Here is a 17496-nt window from a genome sequence, read left to right as displayed (position 1 = left end):
CCCAGCTCGCCCAGCTCGTGCAGGCGCTCGACAATGTTGCGGAGCGGATGCACGGCGTAGAGCAATCGCCCATTCTCAAACAGGGCGCGCAACACTATGCGGCGCTCCTCGAGCGCAGCGGCGAGGCTCTGATACGCACCGCCGCGCAGCAGCTCGAGCGGCAGGCGTCCGACCTCGAGCGCGCCGGCCGCAATCTTTCGGCGCACGTCGCCAGCGCGCGGGAGCGCGATCGGCAAAATTGGTGGCTTGTCGTCGCCTTCGCTGTCGGCCTGCTCGCCGGCGCGCTGGTGATGCTGTTCCTTCCGCGCGTGTTGCCGTTCTCGGCCGCGCCGCGTGTCGCCAGCGTCGTCATGGGCGAAAGGCCGTGGCAGGCCGGTATGAGCCTCATGGCGTTCGGCAGCCCGGAAGCATGGCAGCGCGTGGCCTCGGCCGACCAGCTCCTTGAAGCGAACAGGGAGGCGGTAGCGGCTTGTTGGGAGGCCGCGCGCACGGCCGGCGCGGATCAGCGTTGCACCATCACCGTGAAAGCGCCGGGACAATAGATTCCTGCCCCGGTATGAAGTTCAGAAGGCGAACTTAGCCTGGCCTTTGTCTTCGACAGGGCGCAGCCGTGCATAGGCGAGAAGATCAGCGATCGAGCCGCCCTTGTCCCGCCAGCCATAGAAGGTGTCTTCCCCGAGAAGGACATAGTGCCATTCGGAATCGCTACGCTCTTCCGGAGGAAGGGCGTTGATCCGGTCGCACCATGCAACGGCGGCCCTGCGCTTGCGCAGCACGTTCGGGCTGGTGAGCTGGCCTTGTGCCTTTGTTTCCACCAGATAAATCGCGCCGCCTGCTCTCACGAAGAAGTCGGGCGAGTAGAACGCCGGAAGCCCATCTTCCTTGATGTATCGCAGGCGCGCGAAGGTGTGTTTCTGCTCGTTGATCTTGCAGAAGGCTTCAACGCTGGCGTCACGCTCGCAGGTTTCCATAAATGCCAGTTCAAGGCCGCCGTTCCGCGAGGGGTAGGGAAGGCGCAGATAGATAGCTTTCTCGACGGCCAGCGATGACCCCTCGCGCATGGCGAGCTTAGGCACTTCCGAAAGACGCCGATGCGCGACCTCGGCATTGGCGACAATCACGCTGTCTTCCGCTTCGAGGATGGCCCGCGCCCACACCTTGATAATGTGCTCTGTCACCGGGTCGATCAGCAGGACGCGCCAGTTCTCATCCGTGAGAGGGTCTAGCTCCTGGCCGAACAGGTGCCGACGAATGAAGGTGTCGATGCCCTCGGCCATTTCGGCCCGGTTTATCTGGATGTAGGGGAACTTGCTGGCGTTGGCGAAAGCCTTCGAGCTGTTTGTGGTATCCGTCAGGGTGACGGCTTCCGTGATCCGGCGCGTGATCCGGGCCAGGTAGTCATTATATCCCGTCGCGGTCATCACGCCGCCATGCACGCGATAGTCGCCAAATCGCGTTTTCGCCTGCACGTCTTCGGAGTGGAATTTCTCGCCCTGGCCGATCTGCCCCTTGAGCTGTTGGAGCGAAAACGATCCGAACGGCGCGAGGCTCGAAGGGTCGATGTGGGTATCTTCCAGCGCCTCGACCTGTTCCCGCAGGATGAAGGGTATGGCGAAATCGTATTCCTCGAAGCCCGGCCGGAGGCCAACCGAGATCAGGTCGCCAGTCGAGCTGCCATTCGCCTCGTCGTCCTCATCATCGGCTTCAGCCGCCAAGCCTTCCTGAATCAGCTCGTCATAGAAGCCCTGGAACGCCGGATGCTCCACGATCGAGAGAATGTCGATCATGTTGGAGGGCGTCTTTCCGCCGCGAATGAGCTGGCGGTTCTCCCGCTTTATGTCGTCGTATTCATTGCCGCGCCACATCAGGCGCAGGCCGCGCCCGATCGTCTGTTCAAGCAGGATGCCGGCGCTCGATGCGCGCAGCGGGACAATGACGCAGATGTTGTTCACGTCGAAGCCTTCGCGCAGCATGAGCACGCTCACGATGACGCGCGGGGATTTGTGACGGTCCACGTCGAACAGGCGTTCGCGCAGCACCTTCCATTCGTCGGGCTTCAGCTCGCCCTTGCGGTTGGAATCGACGCGCAACACCTCGTCGTCGGCCAGCCCTTCGAGCTGCATGAAATCAGCAATGAGAGGCGTCACCGTGGTATCCTCGCAGACCACCAGCATTTTCGGATGCTTGTCCGGATCGAGGGCGGCGAAATCGGTTTCCAGCTTCCGGAGCTTGGTCAGGCCGGCGCGCAACATGATGCGCTGCCCTTCGGACAGCATGGGGTTGCCGTTCTCATCCCGATCGGCCTTGAAATCCAGTTCCTCATGGCTCAGCGCGCCGATTTCGGAGCGTTTGTCGAGGACAAGGGATTTGACCAGGCCGGCGCGCATGGCCGTCTTCAGGTCGAAATCAACGACGATATGCGGGAAATAGGATTTCCGGCTGTTCCGGCCGGTCCCGACCTCGTTATAGGGCGTGGCCGAAAAGTCCACCTGGACGAAGCGGCGGCCCTTGGGTTCTGCGATCAGGTTGAGGCTCTTTTGCCATTCAACTTCCGTCACCTCGCCTTCCCGCTTGAACTCGTGAATATGGTGGGCTTCGTCATTGAAGACCATGAGCGCGGGCAGGTCTTTCAGGTAGGAGAGGATGCCGCCGCGCTCATAGCGACGGTTCAGCACATTCAAATCGTTGCCTTGGCTGGTGCCGGGCGTCAGGGGAAGGACGCTCTGCACAACGGTTTTCGGATCGGCGGTTTCCCCCGGCGCAGTGATTTCCTCATCCTCAAGCGGCTCACCTTCTTCTGACAGCACATGCCAGTTGGAAATGGCGATGATGCCGCCGGCCGTGACCTTGCGGCCAATGTCCTCTTTCGGGCAGACCGCCCCTTGCACGAACCGGAAAATCTCGTCCCGGTAGGAATCGGGGATGAACAGTTCCTGGAATATAGACAGGTCAGAAATCGTGAAATCGCGCTTGCCGTCTCGTTCCTTCCCCATGAAGGCGTCAAGCAGCCGATCATAAACGATGAGGCCGGGGGCAACGACGAGGAAGTTTTTGGTGTAGCGGTTGCTATCCGGCGCGCGGTTCGCGTTGAGAATCTGCCAGACCATGAGGGCTTGCAGAACCCAGGTCTTTCCCGTTCCGGTCGCCATTTTCAGGCAGTATTTCGGATAGGCATTTTTCGGTGCGCGGATGATCTCGGAATCCCGCGTGCTTGTCAGCATCACGTCAGGGGCGGCGATCTGGTAGAGGTCTTGCAGGGACGCAATGCCCAAAACCTCATGGGCATAGATCACGTTCAGCAGGGCTTGCCGCTGGCCGGGATGGAAATTGAAGGTGCGGGCGTCCTGAAATTCAGTCTGGAACCACCATTTCAGCAGCTCAGCCGTGATCTCCGAGACGTGATCTAGGATCGGAGCTTCGCCAGTTTCCAAGCCGGCGCAGGCGTCTTCGACCTTGGCCGTCAAACCCTTGGCAAGCGAAAGATCGTTGATGCTTGCCATCATGCTACCTCGACAGTCGCTTCGGCCTCGAAGCCAAATACATCAACCACGCGCACGCAGACACGGCGGGGGCCATCTTTCTTAGAAAGGCCGGTGAGCCGTGCCGTAGTGATGACACGATAGGCGTCGGCATCGTTCTCGGTGTTTCCGCGATAGTCCTGCCAGACGGAGCGGAACACCTCGCCGTCATAGTCAGGATCGACGCTCCAATATTCGATCAGCGCCAAAGGATCGGAATTGATCACCTTTTGCAGCTTTTCGCGGTTAGCCTCGTCGAGATTCAACGCCTCCGGAGACAGCAACACATAATTGGCGATCTCTACGGACAAGGCTTCCCCCTCCCCGTCCTGTTTGCGGGAAACCGCGCCCAGCTTGAGATATTGCAGCGACGAAAAGCGCACCTCGTCGGCCTTGAGCTTGTGGCCTTTCTTCTTCAGTCGGTCGAGCAGATCGGGCGGGATCACGAGCACTTCCAGCCTGTCCCCCTGCCCCAGTGCCTCAATGTCATGGCCGATCGTAGGTGAGAAATTCCATCCCAGGATAACGACCTTATCCCACCCGCCCATGAGGTTGTCGCGGATTTCGATTGCACGGCGCAGCGTGGCGAGGCCAGTCATCTTGTTGGGGCTGTCCGCGAGGACGAGCGTTTTGCTCCCCTGAATCCTGCCCATGTTCTTGTTCGGGTTTTCCTCGACGGGCAATGGAAGCGCGCCATAGAGGCCGAGCACAATTTCGGCCAGATCACCGATACGGAACCGGCTCCCCATCGTGGAGCGCATTTGTTCAACCTGGTAGTCGCCAATGTGCTGGTAGAGGAACGGCTTGGCGTCCTGGTCGATCAGGCGCTTGCGTGTCACCATGCACGCGGGCTTCCCGAGGTCACTTACTACCCAATTATAGCCGAGACGTTCAGCGACTGCTGCGGTCGTGCCGGAGCCAGAATAGAAGTCTGCAACGCGACCTCCCGGTTTGCACGATGTTTCTATTATTCGAGACAGTAACGACTCTGGCTTTTGAGTATCGTAGTTCACGCGCTCCCGAGCCATAGGGTTTATAACATAAATATCCGTCCATAAGTTCTCGGTTGGTTGCCCTTTATATTCATCAAGAAACACTCGCCGGTTGGGCTTGCCTTTAGAGTTCCAATGTAATTTATTATCCTTATCGAATTGCTGTAATTTCTCACGGCTCATCATCCATCCGTATGTTGGTGTATAGCCGTTGTATTCATATTTTAGGTTTGGCCTGATTCCCAATGCAGCATTGCGCTCTATAGGCGCAAGCATGTATTTTCGCCCATCAAATTCATTTCGGAATCTCTCCTTAATGTAATTTTGAGCCTCATCATTGTCTAAGCTGTAAGATGGTGAGAAAAATGAATCATCACTTTTCGAATAAAAAAGTATGGAATCTGTCACAATTCCAAATTGATTCGAGGGGTTTGCGCTTCCACCCTTTCTTTTCCATACGATGTCATTCTTAAAATTATCCCGTCCAAAGATAGTATCCATAACAATCTTTACATAATGGACGACATGCCAGTCGAGATGAACGAATATATTCCCCTCGTCTGACAATAGCTCTTTCATAAGGTATAGTCTTGGAACGATTGCCCCAAGGTAGCTCGCCGTTCCGTCAGCCCACGTATCCGAGTATGCAAATTGCTCCAAAGCTGTTGGTAGCTGTTCGATTAAATCGCCAGAGATTAAAATCTTACTCCGATAGTCGGCTTTGCTATCAAACGGAGGATCAATATATATTAAATCGACGCCGCCTCGCATCGAAGGGAAGTCAACCCCGCCGGCAAGCAGCGCAGCCATTGCAAGAAGATTATCGCCATATACGAGCTGATTACGGGATGAGGATTCATCAAGATTTATAGAGCGGGAGGCATTTGTAAGAAAATCCTGCCAATTTGTATCTCTAGATGGAACAACAAGCTCACGCGTTTGCAGGCCAAGGCGATAATTGCTTTCAGCGCGTTCCATTACACGCTCGGCTTCCTTCTTGCCCTCCGCGACGATCGACGGAAGTTGTTCAAGCAAACTTTTCATGCAAAGCCCCCTATCCGCGCGTTTTCGCGCGGCTGTATTCCTATTGTTGCCGGTTCAGATCAGCGCCGCTTGCGAATCGAGCGGCTTACCCTTGAAGGGCGCGACGTTGATCTCCCCTTCCCGCTTGCGGGCCTGGGCAATGTCGTAGCTATTCTGCATCCGCATGAGCGTATCCATCGACACGCCGAAAGCCTTTTCGACCCGGAGCGCCATTTCCGGCGAAAGATGCGCGCGTTCGTTCAGGACGGCCGACAACGCCGCCCTCGTAACACCGAGAACTTGCGCCGCGCTCGTCACCGAAAGGCCAAGCGGCTCGATGATCTCACTTTTGACGAAGCCGCCGGGATGGGCGGGATTTTTCATACGGATGCCCTGCATCGCACTCATAGCCACCTCCTAGTGGTAATCTTCATAGTCGAGGTCGATGATCTCGATTTCGGTCTGGTCGATCCGGAACGTGATCCGCCAGTTCTTGGTGACGAACAGGCTCCAGGCGCCTTTTCGATCGCCGGTGAGCTGATGGGCCTTCCAGCTCGGGACCGTGCGCAGCTCGTCCTCCCGCTCCATATCTTGCAGGAAGGTGACGATGCGACGGACTTTCGGCACTACGGCCGCCTGCAAGCCGGTGGCGTCATCATCAACGATGAATCGGCGCAACCCCTTATGGACTACGTTTCGGATTCTCATGTGCCGTCACTACCAAGCTAAACGTATAGTGTCAAGCTACGCTATACGGCGGCGTCGCCTCATAGCCTTGTCGCGCAAGTCGTAAAACCTGCAACAGATCGGCCGACCCCGGAAAATCATGGGTTTTCGTGTCGCACGTCTTTGTCGCAAGTGGTAGAAAACTTGCGACATGATTTGCGACAGGAGGAAGCCGTGAGCCGCCAACCAGATTCCGACGCCGGCCGCGTGTTCATCGGCTATGCCCGCGTCTCGACGCGCGGGCAGGACCTCGACCAGCAGCGGGCCGCCCTTGGCGGGGCCGGCTGCGTCCGCATCTTCGAGGAAAAGGCATCCGGGGCGAAGCGGGACCGGCCCGAGCTGGCGCGGATGCTCGACCACTTGCGCGCTGGCGACGTGGTGACGATCACCAGGTTAGACCGCCTCGCCCGATCGACCGGCGACCTTCTGGCGATCGCGGAGCGGATCAAGGAGGCAGGCGCTGGCCTGCGCTCGCTGGCCCGCGGATTTCGAGCGATCCTTGATCGTGGAGCGCACCAGCGCCGGCCGGATCGCGGCGAAAGCCCGAGGCGTGAAGTTCGGCCCCTCCCCTGCCCTGTCGGCCGAGCAGATCGCCCATGCTCGCCAGCTCATCCATGACGACAAGAAGCCGGTGGCGGAAGTCGCCCGGCTCCTGAAAGTGCATCGGGCTACCCTCTACCGGGCGCTTGAGAACGCATTGACGTGAATACGCATCGACGTAACCACGTTTAGTTGCCGGCCCTAGAAGTAGTGCCTTGCCCGGTTCCTTACGCAAAGGGTTGCAGAATCGGGCGGTTTCGGCTCTTCATGTAGACATGGCGAGTCGCACCCGAGAACAAGTTAAGCTGGAAAGTGTCCGCAACCTGCGCGCCCGTTGGCGCGCAGAGGGCCGGATTCTTGTGCAGGCCGATCTGCCCGGCGAACTGGTCGCGGCGCTTGACCGCCTGAAGGACGACGCGGGCTTGCGAGGGCGCGCGCCGATCATCGAGGAAGCGTTGAGGTTCTATATCGAAGCGAAGCAAGGGACATAACGGCAAAACGCCCGACCGTTGGCGCGGTCGAGCGTTTTTGTAGGCCGTCAGACACACCGTAGAGACGGGGCTCTAAGCTCTCCCCTTATCTACGCTACAGCACTCCAATTCGCAAGATTGATTCTTGCGAAAACGGGAAAGCCGTGCCTGCCGTCCGCGCCGTCATGTCCTTCAAATGGAAGGACGAGAGGCATGTTGAGGACGCAAATCGCGGCCGCGATCGGCTGCGCGCGCGCAAGCGCGCTTGATGAGATCATGCGGGAGGTATGGACGCGCTACAGCGCCGGCCAGCTCACCGAGGAAGACGCCGGGCAGCTCTCCACGCTCGCCCAGGAGCGCCGGGCAGCGTGGCGGGGATCGGGACAGGTCGCGCTTGGCCTGGTCATGCCCCCGGCCGAGCGATGCCCGACGCCAGTTCGCCGGCATAGTCATATCCGGGGCCGATCGGAGGGCCGGATATGGCGGCCGACGACGCGCAAGGACGTTCAGGCGATCTTGAAGGCGGCCGAAATCTACAACGAGGCCGGATTGCACGAGAAGGGCGAGCGCAGCGGCCCGCTAGGATCGGTCGCGCTCGACGTGCTGCGGCTGTTCGTCAATCTCATCGACTTCCGCACCGGCCGGCTAGAGCCGTCAATCACCACGATCATGGATCGGCTCGGCCGGTCGCGCGATACGATCGTGCGGGCGCTGAAGAACCTGCGGGCGCATGGTTTCATCGACTGGCTGCGGCGCTACGAGCCGACCGGCAACGAGGGGCGCGGCCCACAGGTCCAGCAGACGAGCAACGCCTACCGCCTGTCCCTGCCGGAAAAGGCCCGGCAGTTCCTTGGGCGGTTCGGCAAGGCCCCGCCCCCGCCTGCGGATCATGGGCAGGATCAGAGGGCTTGGAGCGAGGTAATCGCGGCCTACAGGGAGGCCCTGCCCCTCGATGAGCGAACCTTGCTCGACGTGGGCGACAATCGGCTTGGGCGCAGCCTCGCGCAGATGGCTAGATCGTTGATGAAACGTGAGTCCGATAACCAGACTGAATCCTCATCTGATCTTTATCTAAGAGGGCAAACATAAACGGTCGCCGCTGTTCGGGCTGCTTTCGCAGCCCTGCGGCGGTTCCGGCCCGCGTATAGGCGGGCCGGCAAGCGGCACCCTCACCACCTAAACCGCAACGCTTGCGCTTGCGGCAACCGTCCTATGGGCTTTCGAGAGGGAGCGAGGGGCAAGGCTGGCGCTTAGTTGCTTACGTTAATACGTATTAACGTGTATTCGTATTTCTTAGAAGGCGATGGCAGTGGCCGGGAAAACGTGCTAGGGTGTACACGATTCAACACAATCGGAGGCGATTCCATGACCGCCAGCACCACCATGACGATTCGGGTTCGGCCCGATGTGAAAGAAAAACTCGACCGGATCGCGAACGATACGCAGCGGAGCAAATCTTTCCTCGCCGGCGAGGCCGTCGCCGCCTACGTCGATCGCGAGCTTGAAATCATCGACGGCATCAAGCGCGGCATGGCCGACGCAGCGGCCGGCCGCGTGATCCCCCACGCGCAGGCCGTCGCGGAAATGCGTGAGGTTATCGAGGAAGCGAAGCGCCGGAAAGCCGCGCGCGGATGAGGCCGGTTGTCTGGTCGATTGAGGCGCAGCGGGATAACCTCGAAATCTTGCGCTACATCGCAGAGGACAACCCATTCGCCGCCGAGCGGGTCGTGGACGCGATCGAGGACGCTGGGAACAAGCTAGGCGAGATGGCGACCGGGCGGCCGGGACGGGTGAGCGGAACCTATGAAAAGTCCCTCGCCCGGCTTCCCTACATCATCGCTTATGAGTTGCGCGACGTGGAGGGCCGGGAAAGTGTCGTGATCGTGCGCGTCATCCACACGTCGCGGGACTGGCAGCCCGAGGAATGGCCGCACTAGCTTAACGGCGTAGTAACGTCCCTAGCTATGTGCTTTAATACGTATTCACGCAAAGAAGGATTGACGCATGAACGTCATTGCGTTTTTGAGCCAGAAGGGCGGGAGCGGAAAAACCACGCTTTCGGTTCATACCGCCGTGGCGGCCGAGGCGACCGGCGAACGGGTTTGCGTCATTGATGCGGACCCGCAGGAGAGCGCGACCGCATGGGCGAGCGCGCGGGAAGCCGGAACGCCGATCGTCGCCACGGCGCAGGCCGGCGAGCTGGACGCGGCGCTTAGAGCGGCCGAGGGTGAGGGCATCACCTTGGCCGTGGTGGACGCCCCGCCCCATGCCGCCCCGGCGGCCGGCCAGATCGCCCGTAGGTCGGAGCTGGTCTTGATTCCGGTTCGACCGTCCGCGTTTGACCTCGCTGCGGTCCCGGCCGCTGTCGAGATCGTGACGGCGGCGAAGGTGCGCGGGGCGTTCGTCCTGTCCGCCTGCCCGTTCCGTGCGCCGGAGATCGGAGAGACGCGCGCGGCGCTGGAAGCCTACGGCCTGCCGATCGTTCCCGGCGAGATCACCGACCGGCGCGCGTTCGCCCGCGCTGTCACGACCGGCAGCGCCGTGACGGAGTTCGAGGCCGAGGGGAAGGCAGCAGAGGAAATTCGGGCTTTGTGGGCATGGATCAAGGACACGTTAGAGCGTAAATAGCTAAATACGTAAGCGCGTATCTAAGGAGCGGAACCTATGGCAAAGAAAGCAACCGGCCTTGCGGCCTTCACCCGCCCGAAAGCTGGCGCGGAAGTCACCAGCCTTGCAGCGATCGAGGACGAGCGGCCGGCCGTGGAGATTCCGACGCCGAGGCGAAAGAGGGGAGGGGGCGAGACTGTCGCGTTAACGGTCAAGGTTCGGCGATCGGACTGGCAACGCCTTCGCCAGCTCGCGGATGCAGAGGGAACGACGATTCAGGCGATGGCCGAGGCCGGGCTGTCGGCGGTGCTGGCGCAACATGGATTGCCGCCGATCGAGCCTTACGCACGTTAATACGTGGATACGTAAATAGCTTAATCCGCAACGCTTGCGCGTGTGGCCCGCCCCCCGGCCGTCCCTACGGCCCTAGATGATGAGAGCGGGCCGGCCGGGGGGCTACCGTCGCGGCCGTGGTCCAGAGCTTGCACTAGGTCGTCAGGTAGATCGCGGCGCGAGCCGCGCCGGCCCGGAGGCGAACGCGCTCCCCAATAGCGCCGTAGAGAGCCGGAGGGCCGTTCGTAACAATGTCCCGGCGCTAAAGCGCCGGGTCCGCTTCGCCCGAAGGGCGTTAGAGCGATCAGGGCGCATCATACAGCCCCCGAAATTCTGCATCGGCGTAATAGGCGAGCTTTCCGGCGACGATCGGCCGTTGCCCGGCGAGGAACAGCAATTCGGCATGTGCAGGCAGGTTGCGGACCTCATCAGGGGTCAGCAGCGGCCGGGCCGTGTGTTGCTCGCCGTAGGAGAGGCCGGATTTTTCGGAATCGAGCGCCCGGCTCATGGTCTGGAACACAACGGTTCCCTGGCCGAGCAGATCGGAGACGAGGCGGGCGCTATCGTGATCGTTGACGCCGAACACCTGCAAAACGCCGGCGTTTGACAGGAAGGTGCCGGCGCGTTGCCCGTAGGTGGCGCGGAGCTGGTGAACGTCCTGCAAGATCGGCCAGAGCTGGACGCCGTAGCCGGCCATGAGGCCCATTGCGCGCTCGACGGGGGCGAGGTGGCCGAGGGCGGCGAACTCATCCAGCAGGTAGAGGACCGGGGCGGCCGGCTTGACGGGATCGCGGGCCATGTCGATCAGGCTTTGCGAGACGAGCAGGCGCAGCCATCGGGAATAGGTGGCGAGCCGATCGGGCGGCAGGACGAGGAACACCGAGGCGTTGCGGCGCTTGAGATCGGCAAAGCGGAAATCGGAGCCGCCGAGGACCGCGACCATGCGCGGGCTGTCGAGGAAATGGGTATGGCGCTGCGCGGCCGAGAGGACGCCGGCCGCTTCCCGGTCGGATTTGCCGAGGTGGCGGTTAGCGGCGCGGGCGATCAGGCCGCCGGCGGCCGTTGACGCCTGCATGTCCTTCAGGAGCGCCGCGAAGGCTTCAGGGGCGAGGGTGAGGGCTTCGCGCAGGGTGGCGAGGTTTCGCCTGTCGCGCGGCTCGCTGGCTGCAATATGGAGGATCAGGCCGGCAATGAGCGCCTTGGCTTCCTCGTTCCAATGCGCTTCCCCGGCCATGCCCGGTTCATCGAACACGAGCGCGTCGGCCAAGGTGCTGGCATCTTCCGCGACATCGAGGCCGGCCGGGTCGAGCTGGTCGAGGGGATTGAAGGCGGCCGAGGGCTGGCCGGTGACGCCGAAGGGGTCGAGGACGTGGACCGGGCCGAAGGTCTGGCGGGCGCGGCCGGCAATCCTGGCATTTTCGCCCTTGGGGTCGATGCAGATCACGGAGCGGTCGGCCGTGAGCAGGTTGGGGATGATGGTTCCCACGCCCTTGCCGGTGCGCGTCGGTGCCATCGTCAGCAGATGGGCCGGGCCGTCATAGCGCAGGAGCTTTCCGGTTTTGCCGTCGCGGCCGATCAGCAGGCCGGTATCGGCGCGGGCGAGGGCGGCGGTTTCCTTGTCGGTGGCGAAGCGGGCCGAGCCGTGGGTTTCCCCTTCCATGTCCCCGAAATGCTCAATGAGGGGATTGGTGAGGACACGGAAAACGAGGACCAGGAAGAACAGCAGCAGGAGCAAGCCGGCAATCGTTCTAGCGATCCACCATTCTTGCGGAATCCCATTGGCCGCAACGGCGAGCATCAGCGTGACCAGAAAGACGAAGAAGCCGACTTGCAGCAGATAGCGGCCAGCCCGGAAGGGCGACATGAGGATGCTGGAAATAGCCCATACCGGATCACGCGCGGCGGCGCGCAGCATGTTCTTGAACGCGGCCCAGGCTAACGTCGCCTGATTCATGAGGCGGCCCCCCCGGCGCTGTCTGTCGTCTCCCTGGCCGGCGCGCTGGCGATCAGATCGGCAAAGAGTTCCTTATCGCCGGGGCGCGTCAGGAAGTCGGGCAGCTCGCGCTTGAGCCATTCGCGGAGGCGTCGGGAAAATTCCTCATCCTTGCCGCTTTCGAGGCGATGCAGAACGAGCGCGCCGAGCAGCACCTTGCGGCGGGTATCGTTGGCGCGCTCCTGTTTGCCGAGCCGGGCCTTGAGGGTGGCGCGCTGCGCATCCAGCTCGGCCAACCGCTGTTCGATCGTTTTGCGCGCCATGTGTCATTTCCTTCTATCTAGCGGGGCGAGGTGCTGGTCCGCCCTTGAGGCGAACCATGATGATTTTCGGATTTTCGCCAATGCGCTCGACCTCGACAATGCCCGACGCCTCGACCAGATCGGAGAGACGGGGAAAGCCATAGTTGCGGGCGTCGAAATCCGGCGATTGTTTCGCCAGGTGCGCGCCGACGCGGGCCAGATTGGCGCGGCCGTCTTCGTCGGCCGAGGCGGTGACAGCTTTCGCCAGCATGTCGAGGGCAGCGCGATCGAGTGCCGCTTTCGCCGGTGCAGGCTTGGCGGCGGCCGCTTTAGGCGCGGCGACGGCTTCCGCTTCCTTCTGTTCCCCGGCCGTGTTGAGCACGTCGAAATAGACGAACTTGTCGCAAGCGGTGATGAAGGGGCGGGGCGTCTTGCGCTCCCCGAACCCATAGACGATGACGCCTTGCTCACGGATGCGCGCGGCCAGGCGGGCAAAGTCGCTATCACTTGAGACGATGCAGAAACCGGAGAAGCGGCCGGTATAGAGCAAGTCCATCGCGTCGATAATCATCGCGCCGTCAGTGGCGTTCTTCCCGGTCGTATAGGCGAACTGCTGGACCGGCTGAATCGAGTGTTCCAGCAGGCACTCTTTCCAGCCGTTGAGGTTCGGCTTGGTCCAATCGCCATAGATGCGCTTGACGCTGGCGGTGCCATAGTTGGCAATCTCAGCCAGCAGCCCGGTTATGATTTTCGGCGTGGCATTGTCGCCGTCGATCAGCAACGCAAGTGTTCCGGCGCTGTCTATTGCCATCGGTCTGCACTCCCAATTTTAGCCGTAGTCTATCCGATGCAAGCAGCGTCACCAAACACGATTATGCGCTACCTTGAATTTTCGACGATTTTGCAGCACAATCCGGGCCTCAGTTCATTGCATCGACCTTGCCGCAAGCGCCACACTGAGCGACGAAAGAGCGAAGCGATTGAGTCGAGAAGGGCGCACTTACGAGTTGCTACGCAACTCAGCGCGCCGCCAGCTTAGAGGCTGGCGGGAAGTGCAGAAACGGCATCGGAGCTTGTTGCTTGGCGATCTACCATTTCAGCATGAAGCCAGTTTCGCGGGCGTCGGGCCGTAGCGCCGTCGCCTCAATGGCTTATCGTGCCGGGGAGAGGCTGACCAATGAGCGCGACGGGATCACGCATGACTACACCGCCAAGCAGGGCGTGGAACATGCGGAGATCGTCTTGCCGGAAGGCGTCAACGCCGATTGGGCGCGGGATCGGTCGGACTTGTGGAACGCCGCCGAGTTTGCCGAGAAGCGGAAGGACGCCCGCGTTGGGCGTGAGTTCGAGGTTGCCTTGCCGCATGAGCTATCGGCCGAGGAACGGCTAGAGGCTACGCGGGAGATGGCGCAGGAGTTGGCCGACCGCTACGGCGCGGCCGTGGATTTCGCCATTCATGCGCCGCACGAGGCGAGCGACGTTCGCAATCACCATGCCCATATCCTTATGACCACGCGGCAGGTGACGGAGAACGGGCTAGGCGAAAAGACCTACCTTGAGCGCGAAAACAAATGGCTGTTGGCGCACGACCTGCCGACGACCGATATGCAGCTCCGCGACCTTCGCCAGAGGTGGGAGGGGATCGCCAACGAGCGGCTTGCGATGGCCGGGCTTGATATTCGGATCGACCATCGTTCGCACATGGAGCGCGGCCTTGAGATCGCGCCGACCGAGCATATGGGCGTCCATGCCTCGCAGATGGAACGGCGCGGCCTCGACGTGTCGCGGTCGCGGCTGGACGAGGATGCGGCCCGGCGCAATGCCGAGCTGATCCGGGAGAAGCCCGAGCAGGTTCTTACGCTCATCACCGGGGAAAAGAGCGTGTTCGACCGCCACGACGTTGCGCGGGCGCTGCATCGCTACATCAACGACGACCCGCAGGAGTTCCAGAGCGCCTTTGCGAAGGTGATGGCCTCGCCGGCGCTGGTGGAGTTGCAGGCCGAGCGCGCGGACCCCGCAACGGGCGAGATCGAGCTTGCCCGCTATTCGACCCGCGAAATGGTCGAGATCGAATCCGGCATGATCGAGAGCGCGCAGCGGATGCACGGCGCGCATGGTCATGGCGTTGATCGCCGGCATGTCGAGCGGGCGATAGACGCCCAAGACGCCGCCATTCAGCGCAGCGCCGGCGATGCTTCGGCCCGGCTGTCGGACGAGCAGCGCCGGGCGATCGAGCATATCACCGGGCCGGAGCGGATCGCGGCCGTTGTCGGTTATGCCGGCGCTGGCAAGTCCACCATGCTCGCGGCCGCGCGCGAGGCATGGGAGGCCGAAGGCTATCAGGTCCACGGCGCAGCCCTGTCGGGGAAGGCGGCCGAGGGCTTGGAGGAAAGTTCCGGCATCCAGAGCCGGACCCTCGCGTCATGGTCCCGCGGTTGGGAGAACGACCGCGGCATGATCGGCCGCGGCGACGTGTTCGTGATCGACGAGGCGGGCATGGTCGGGAGCCGGCAGCTCTCCCGGTTCGTCACCGAGGCCGAGGCGCGGGGGGCGAAGATCGTCCTTGTAGGCGACCATGAGCAGTTGCAGGCGATCGGGGCCGGCGCACCGTTCCGGGCGATCACGGAGGAAATCGGCCATGCCGAGCTTTCCGAGATACGCCGGCAGCGCGTGGACTGGCAGCGGGAGGCGTCCGTTGACTTCGCCACGCACCGGACGGCCGAGGGGCTGGCGGCCTATCGGGATCGCGGCAATATCAGCTTTGCCGAAACCGGCGAGGACGCGCGCGGCCAGATCGTGAGCGATTACCTTGCCGATCGCGACGAGCGCCCGGAGGGAACCCGCGTAGCGATGGCGCATCGCCGGGCCGATGTTCGCGCCATCAATGACGCGATCCGGGCCGAGCTACAGGACCGGGGCGAGCTGGCGCGCGTGGCCGACGACAGCCTTGCGCCGGGCGACGTCGCCCATGAGCGGGAAGGGCCGGGCCGGGCGCTGACCTTCCAGACCAATGACGGCAAGCGCGAGTTCGCGCCGGGCGACCGCATCGTGTTCTTGGAGAACAACCGCGACCTTGGCGTGAAAAACGGGATGCTAGGCACGGTCGATCATGTCGAGCCGGGCCGCATCATCGCCACGCTGGACGGCCGAGGCGGCGATAGCGTTTCCGTCCCGATGGGCGACTATCAGGCGATCGACCACGGCTATGCGACGACGATTCACAAAAATCAGGGTGCGACGGTCGATCGGTCCTATGTGATGGCGTCGGGGACGATGGACCGGCATCTAACCTATGTCGCCATGACCCGGCATCGTGACGGGGTGCAGCTCTACGCGGCACAGGACGAGTTCACCAATGCCGGCCGGCTGGTCGAGCATGGGGCCGCGCCCTATGAGCATGACCCGCAGAAGTCCGACAGCTATTTCGTGACGCTGGAAAACGACAAGGGCGAGCAGCGCACCCTATGGGGCGTCGATCTTGAGCGGGCCATGAAGGAGGCCGCGCCGGAGATCGGGGAGAAGATCGGCCTACAGCATGAGGGTTCCACCCCCGTCACCTTGCCCGATGGGACGCAGACGCACCGGAACACATGGAAGGTTCAGGACGCCGGCGAGCTGGCCTATAGCCAGCTAGAACGCCGCCTGTCCCGGTCGGGCGTGAAGGAAACCACGCTCGATTATACAAGCGACTTTGCCGAGCGGCGCGGGATCGCGGAGCAAATGGGCGTCCGCAGCGAAATCGAGATTCCGGCCGAGCGCGCGGCCGGGCTACGTGCGGAGCGGGAGTCGACGGCCGAGCGGCACCCCGCCGAGCGGGGACGCATCGAGGACCGCGCGCCGAGATCCTCGCAAAAAGTCCGCGCGGATCTCGCGCAGGATCTTCGTGCAGATCCGCGCGAGGATCTCGCCGGCGATCGACAGCAGCGCCGCAATCCGTTCGAGGGCCTGAAACTCGGGCGCGGCGCGGCGGCCGAGAGCCGCGAGCCAGACCGCGCCGGCGAGGACGGCCCGCAGATCGACCAGAAACGGCCGCAGCAGGCCGAGAAGCAGCGGCGCGGTATGTTTGCCGGCCTCAAGCTCAATGCGCGCCCTGCGCCCTCACAGGAGCGCGGCGAGGCATCGCGGATGCAGCGACAGCCGGAAAGGGAAGGGAGCTTGCGGCAGGCGCCTGCGCAAGACCGGCTGGCCGAGCGGGCGCGGGGGCAGTCGCCGCTTGAGCAAGCCGTTGACCGCTATTCGCGGGCCTATCAGTCGATCGACCAGCACCGGCGCGAGGGCCTGCCGGTCCTCGACATGCAGCGGCAGGAAATGGGCGATGCCGGCCAGCAGCTCGACCAGGTGCGCGACGGCATGAAAGACTTGATGCGCTCGACCCTGCAAAACGACCCGGCGACAGTGCGCGCCATGACCGAGCTTTCCGGCCGGGAGCGTGTCGCGCATGTTATCGACGGGATGAAGCGCGAAAACGCGGCGCTGCAAGACCCAAATATCAGGGCCGAGCGGTTCGTTGAACGCTGGCAGGAGCTACAGGGCCAGCGCCGGCAGCTTCGCGGCTGGCAGCACGACGAGGCGCGCGGCAAGGTCGAAAGCCAGATGAACGGCATGACCAAGAGCCTTGAGCGTGACCCGCAGGTAGATTCCATCCTGCGCAATCGCCGGCAGGAACTTGGAATCGGGCAGGAGCTTCGCCGGGGCCAGACCATTGCCCGCGAGCTGCAAGACGAAATGACACGCGGCCACCGGCTTAGCCGGGGCATCGGCATGGAAAGGTAGGCACGGAGAACATGGCGGAGCTGGACGACGACAGGGACGGAATCGAGCCTGAAGCACTGGACGAGGACGCCGGCGACCCGGCCGCCGCGTTCGACGCGCTACGGCGCACGATCGAGACGCAGGGCGAGCAGATCGGTGCGGAAATGAAGGTCATGCGGCGCGGGCTGGAAGCGGCTTTCGATCAGCTCGAAAAGATCGAGCCGGCGCAGGACTACAAGCCCCAGCTCGCCCAGCTCGTGCAGGCGCTCGACAATGTTGCGGAGCGGATGCACGGCGTAG

The 17496-nt window shown here is 62.4% G+C and carries 17 protein-coding genes; 10 read left to right on the top strand and 7 right to left on the bottom strand.

What is annotated here, in order from left to right; translation table 11 throughout:
• On the top strand, window positions 1-542 hold a 542-nt coding region (locus IE243_RS20125; RefSeq protein ID WP_191321119.1), incomplete at its 5' end, for a DUF6118 family protein.
• Between the two features lie 21 nt (window positions 543-563).
• On the opposite strand, the gene IE243_RS20120 is transcribed toward IE243_RS20125, so the two are convergent.
• The 4 genes from IE243_RS20120 to IE243_RS20105 are packed head-to-tail and all read right to left on the bottom strand — an operon-like array spanning window position 564 to window position 6241.
• Window positions 564-3503 carry a DEAD/DEAH box helicase family protein gene (locus tag IE243_RS20120; protein ID WP_050804214.1) on the bottom strand — a complete coding sequence of 980 codons (2940 nt, stop codon included), beginning with the start codon at window positions 3501-3503 and terminating at the stop codon, window positions 564-566.
• On the bottom strand, window positions 3500-5554 hold the full coding sequence (locus IE243_RS20115) for a site-specific DNA-methyltransferase (protein ID WP_050804213.1): 2055 nt from the start codon (window positions 5552-5554) through the stop codon (window positions 3500-3502). The genes IE243_RS20120 and IE243_RS20115 overlap by 4 nt, the downstream gene beginning before the upstream one ends.
• 54 nt (window positions 5555-5608) lie before the next feature.
• Window positions 5609-5941, bottom strand: a complete 333-nt coding sequence (locus tag IE243_RS20110; protein WP_010399281.1) for a HigA family addiction module antitoxin — start codon at window positions 5939-5941, stop codon at window positions 5609-5611.
• A gap of 9 nt (window positions 5942-5950) precedes the next feature.
• Window positions 5951-6241 carry a type II toxin-antitoxin system RelE/ParE family toxin gene (locus IE243_RS20105; RefSeq protein ID WP_010399279.1) on the bottom strand — a complete coding sequence of 97 codons (291 nt, stop codon included), beginning with the start codon at window positions 6239-6241 and terminating at the stop codon, window positions 5951-5953.
• 192 nt (window positions 6242-6433) lie between these two features.
• Here IE243_RS20105 and IE243_RS20100 point away from each other — a divergent pair, with 192 nt between their 5' ends.
• The 7 genes from IE243_RS20100 (at window position 6434) to IE243_RS20070 (ending at window position 10230) form a co-directional block, all read left to right on the top strand.
• The gene (locus IE243_RS20100; RefSeq protein ID WP_244643275.1) at window positions 6434-6877 is read left to right on the top strand and encodes a recombinase family protein; all 444 of its coding nucleotides are present in this window, start codon (window positions 6434-6436) and stop codon (window positions 6875-6877) included.
• Window positions 6878-7074: 197 nt separating this feature from the next.
• Complete coding sequence (locus IE243_RS20095; RefSeq protein WP_010399274.1) at window positions 7075-7290, top strand: ribbon-helix-helix protein, CopG family; 216 nt, start codon at window positions 7075-7077, stop codon at window positions 7288-7290.
• A gap of 192 nt (window positions 7291-7482) precedes the next feature.
• Complete coding sequence (locus IE243_RS20090) at window positions 7483-8358, top strand: helix-turn-helix domain-containing protein (protein WP_010399272.1); 876 nt, start codon at window positions 7483-7485, stop codon at window positions 8356-8358.
• Between the two features lie 276 nt (window positions 8359-8634).
• Window positions 8635-8904 carry a CopG family ribbon-helix-helix protein gene (locus tag IE243_RS20085; RefSeq protein ID WP_006473479.1) on the top strand — a complete coding sequence of 90 codons (270 nt, stop codon included), beginning with the start codon at window positions 8635-8637 and terminating at the stop codon, window positions 8902-8904.
• Window positions 8901-9206, top strand: a complete 306-nt coding sequence (locus tag IE243_RS20080; protein ID WP_010399260.1) for a type II toxin-antitoxin system RelE/ParE family toxin — start codon at window positions 8901-8903, stop codon at window positions 9204-9206. Before IE243_RS20085 ends, IE243_RS20080 begins: the two co-directional genes overlap by 4 nt.
• A gap of 67 nt (window positions 9207-9273) precedes the next feature.
• Window positions 9274-9897, top strand: coding sequence for a ParA family partition ATPase (gene parA, locus IE243_RS20075; protein WP_010399257.1), 624 nt, complete (start codon window positions 9274-9276; stop codon window positions 9895-9897).
• 36 nt (window positions 9898-9933) lie between these two features.
• Window positions 9934-10230, top strand: a complete 297-nt coding sequence (locus tag IE243_RS20070) for a hypothetical protein (protein ID WP_010399254.1) — start codon at window positions 9934-9936, stop codon at window positions 10228-10230.
• A 283-nt stretch (window positions 10231-10513) separates the two neighbouring features.
• Here the strand turns inward: IE243_RS20070 and IE243_RS20065 are convergent, their stop codons facing one another.
• From IE243_RS20065 to IE243_RS20055, 3 genes are read right to left on the bottom strand one after another with little or no spacing between them, the layout of a single operon-like run.
• Window positions 10514-12163 carry a type IV secretory system conjugative DNA transfer family protein gene (locus IE243_RS20065; protein WP_010399298.1) on the bottom strand — a complete coding sequence of 550 codons (1650 nt, stop codon included), beginning with the start codon at window positions 12161-12163 and terminating at the stop codon, window positions 10514-10516.
• The gene (locus IE243_RS20060; protein ID WP_191321118.1) at window positions 12160-12465 is read right to left on the bottom strand and encodes a mobilization protein; all 306 of its coding nucleotides are present in this window, start codon (window positions 12463-12465) and stop codon (window positions 12160-12162) included. Before IE243_RS20060 ends, IE243_RS20065 begins: the two co-directional genes overlap by 4 nt.
• A gap of 13 nt (window positions 12466-12478) precedes the next feature.
• Window positions 12479-13255 (bottom strand): NYN domain-containing protein, encoded by a 777-nt coding sequence (locus IE243_RS20055; protein WP_010399294.1) that lies wholly within the window; start codon window positions 13253-13255, stop codon window positions 12479-12481.
• Window positions 13256-13524: 269 nt separating this feature from the next.
• Here IE243_RS20055 and traA point away from each other — a divergent pair, with 269 nt between their 5' ends.
• The gene (gene traA, locus IE243_RS20050; protein WP_191321117.1) at window positions 13525-17217 is read left to right on the top strand and encodes a Ti-type conjugative transfer relaxase TraA; all 3693 of its coding nucleotides are present in this window, start codon (window positions 13525-13527) and stop codon (window positions 17215-17217) included.
• A gap of 11 nt (window positions 17218-17228) precedes the next feature.
• Window positions 17229-17496, top strand: a 268-nt coding sequence (locus IE243_RS20045) for a DUF6118 family protein (protein WP_244643274.1), incomplete at its 3' end; no start/stop codon positions are given.

It is taken from the genome of Camelimonas fluminis (assembly GCF_014656355.1).
GTDB lineage: Bacteria > Pseudomonadota > Alphaproteobacteria > Rhizobiales > Beijerinckiaceae > Camelimonas > Camelimonas fluminis.
Note: the sequence above shows the minus strand (reverse complement) of the source record. Positions and strands in the feature narration are given on the sequence as shown.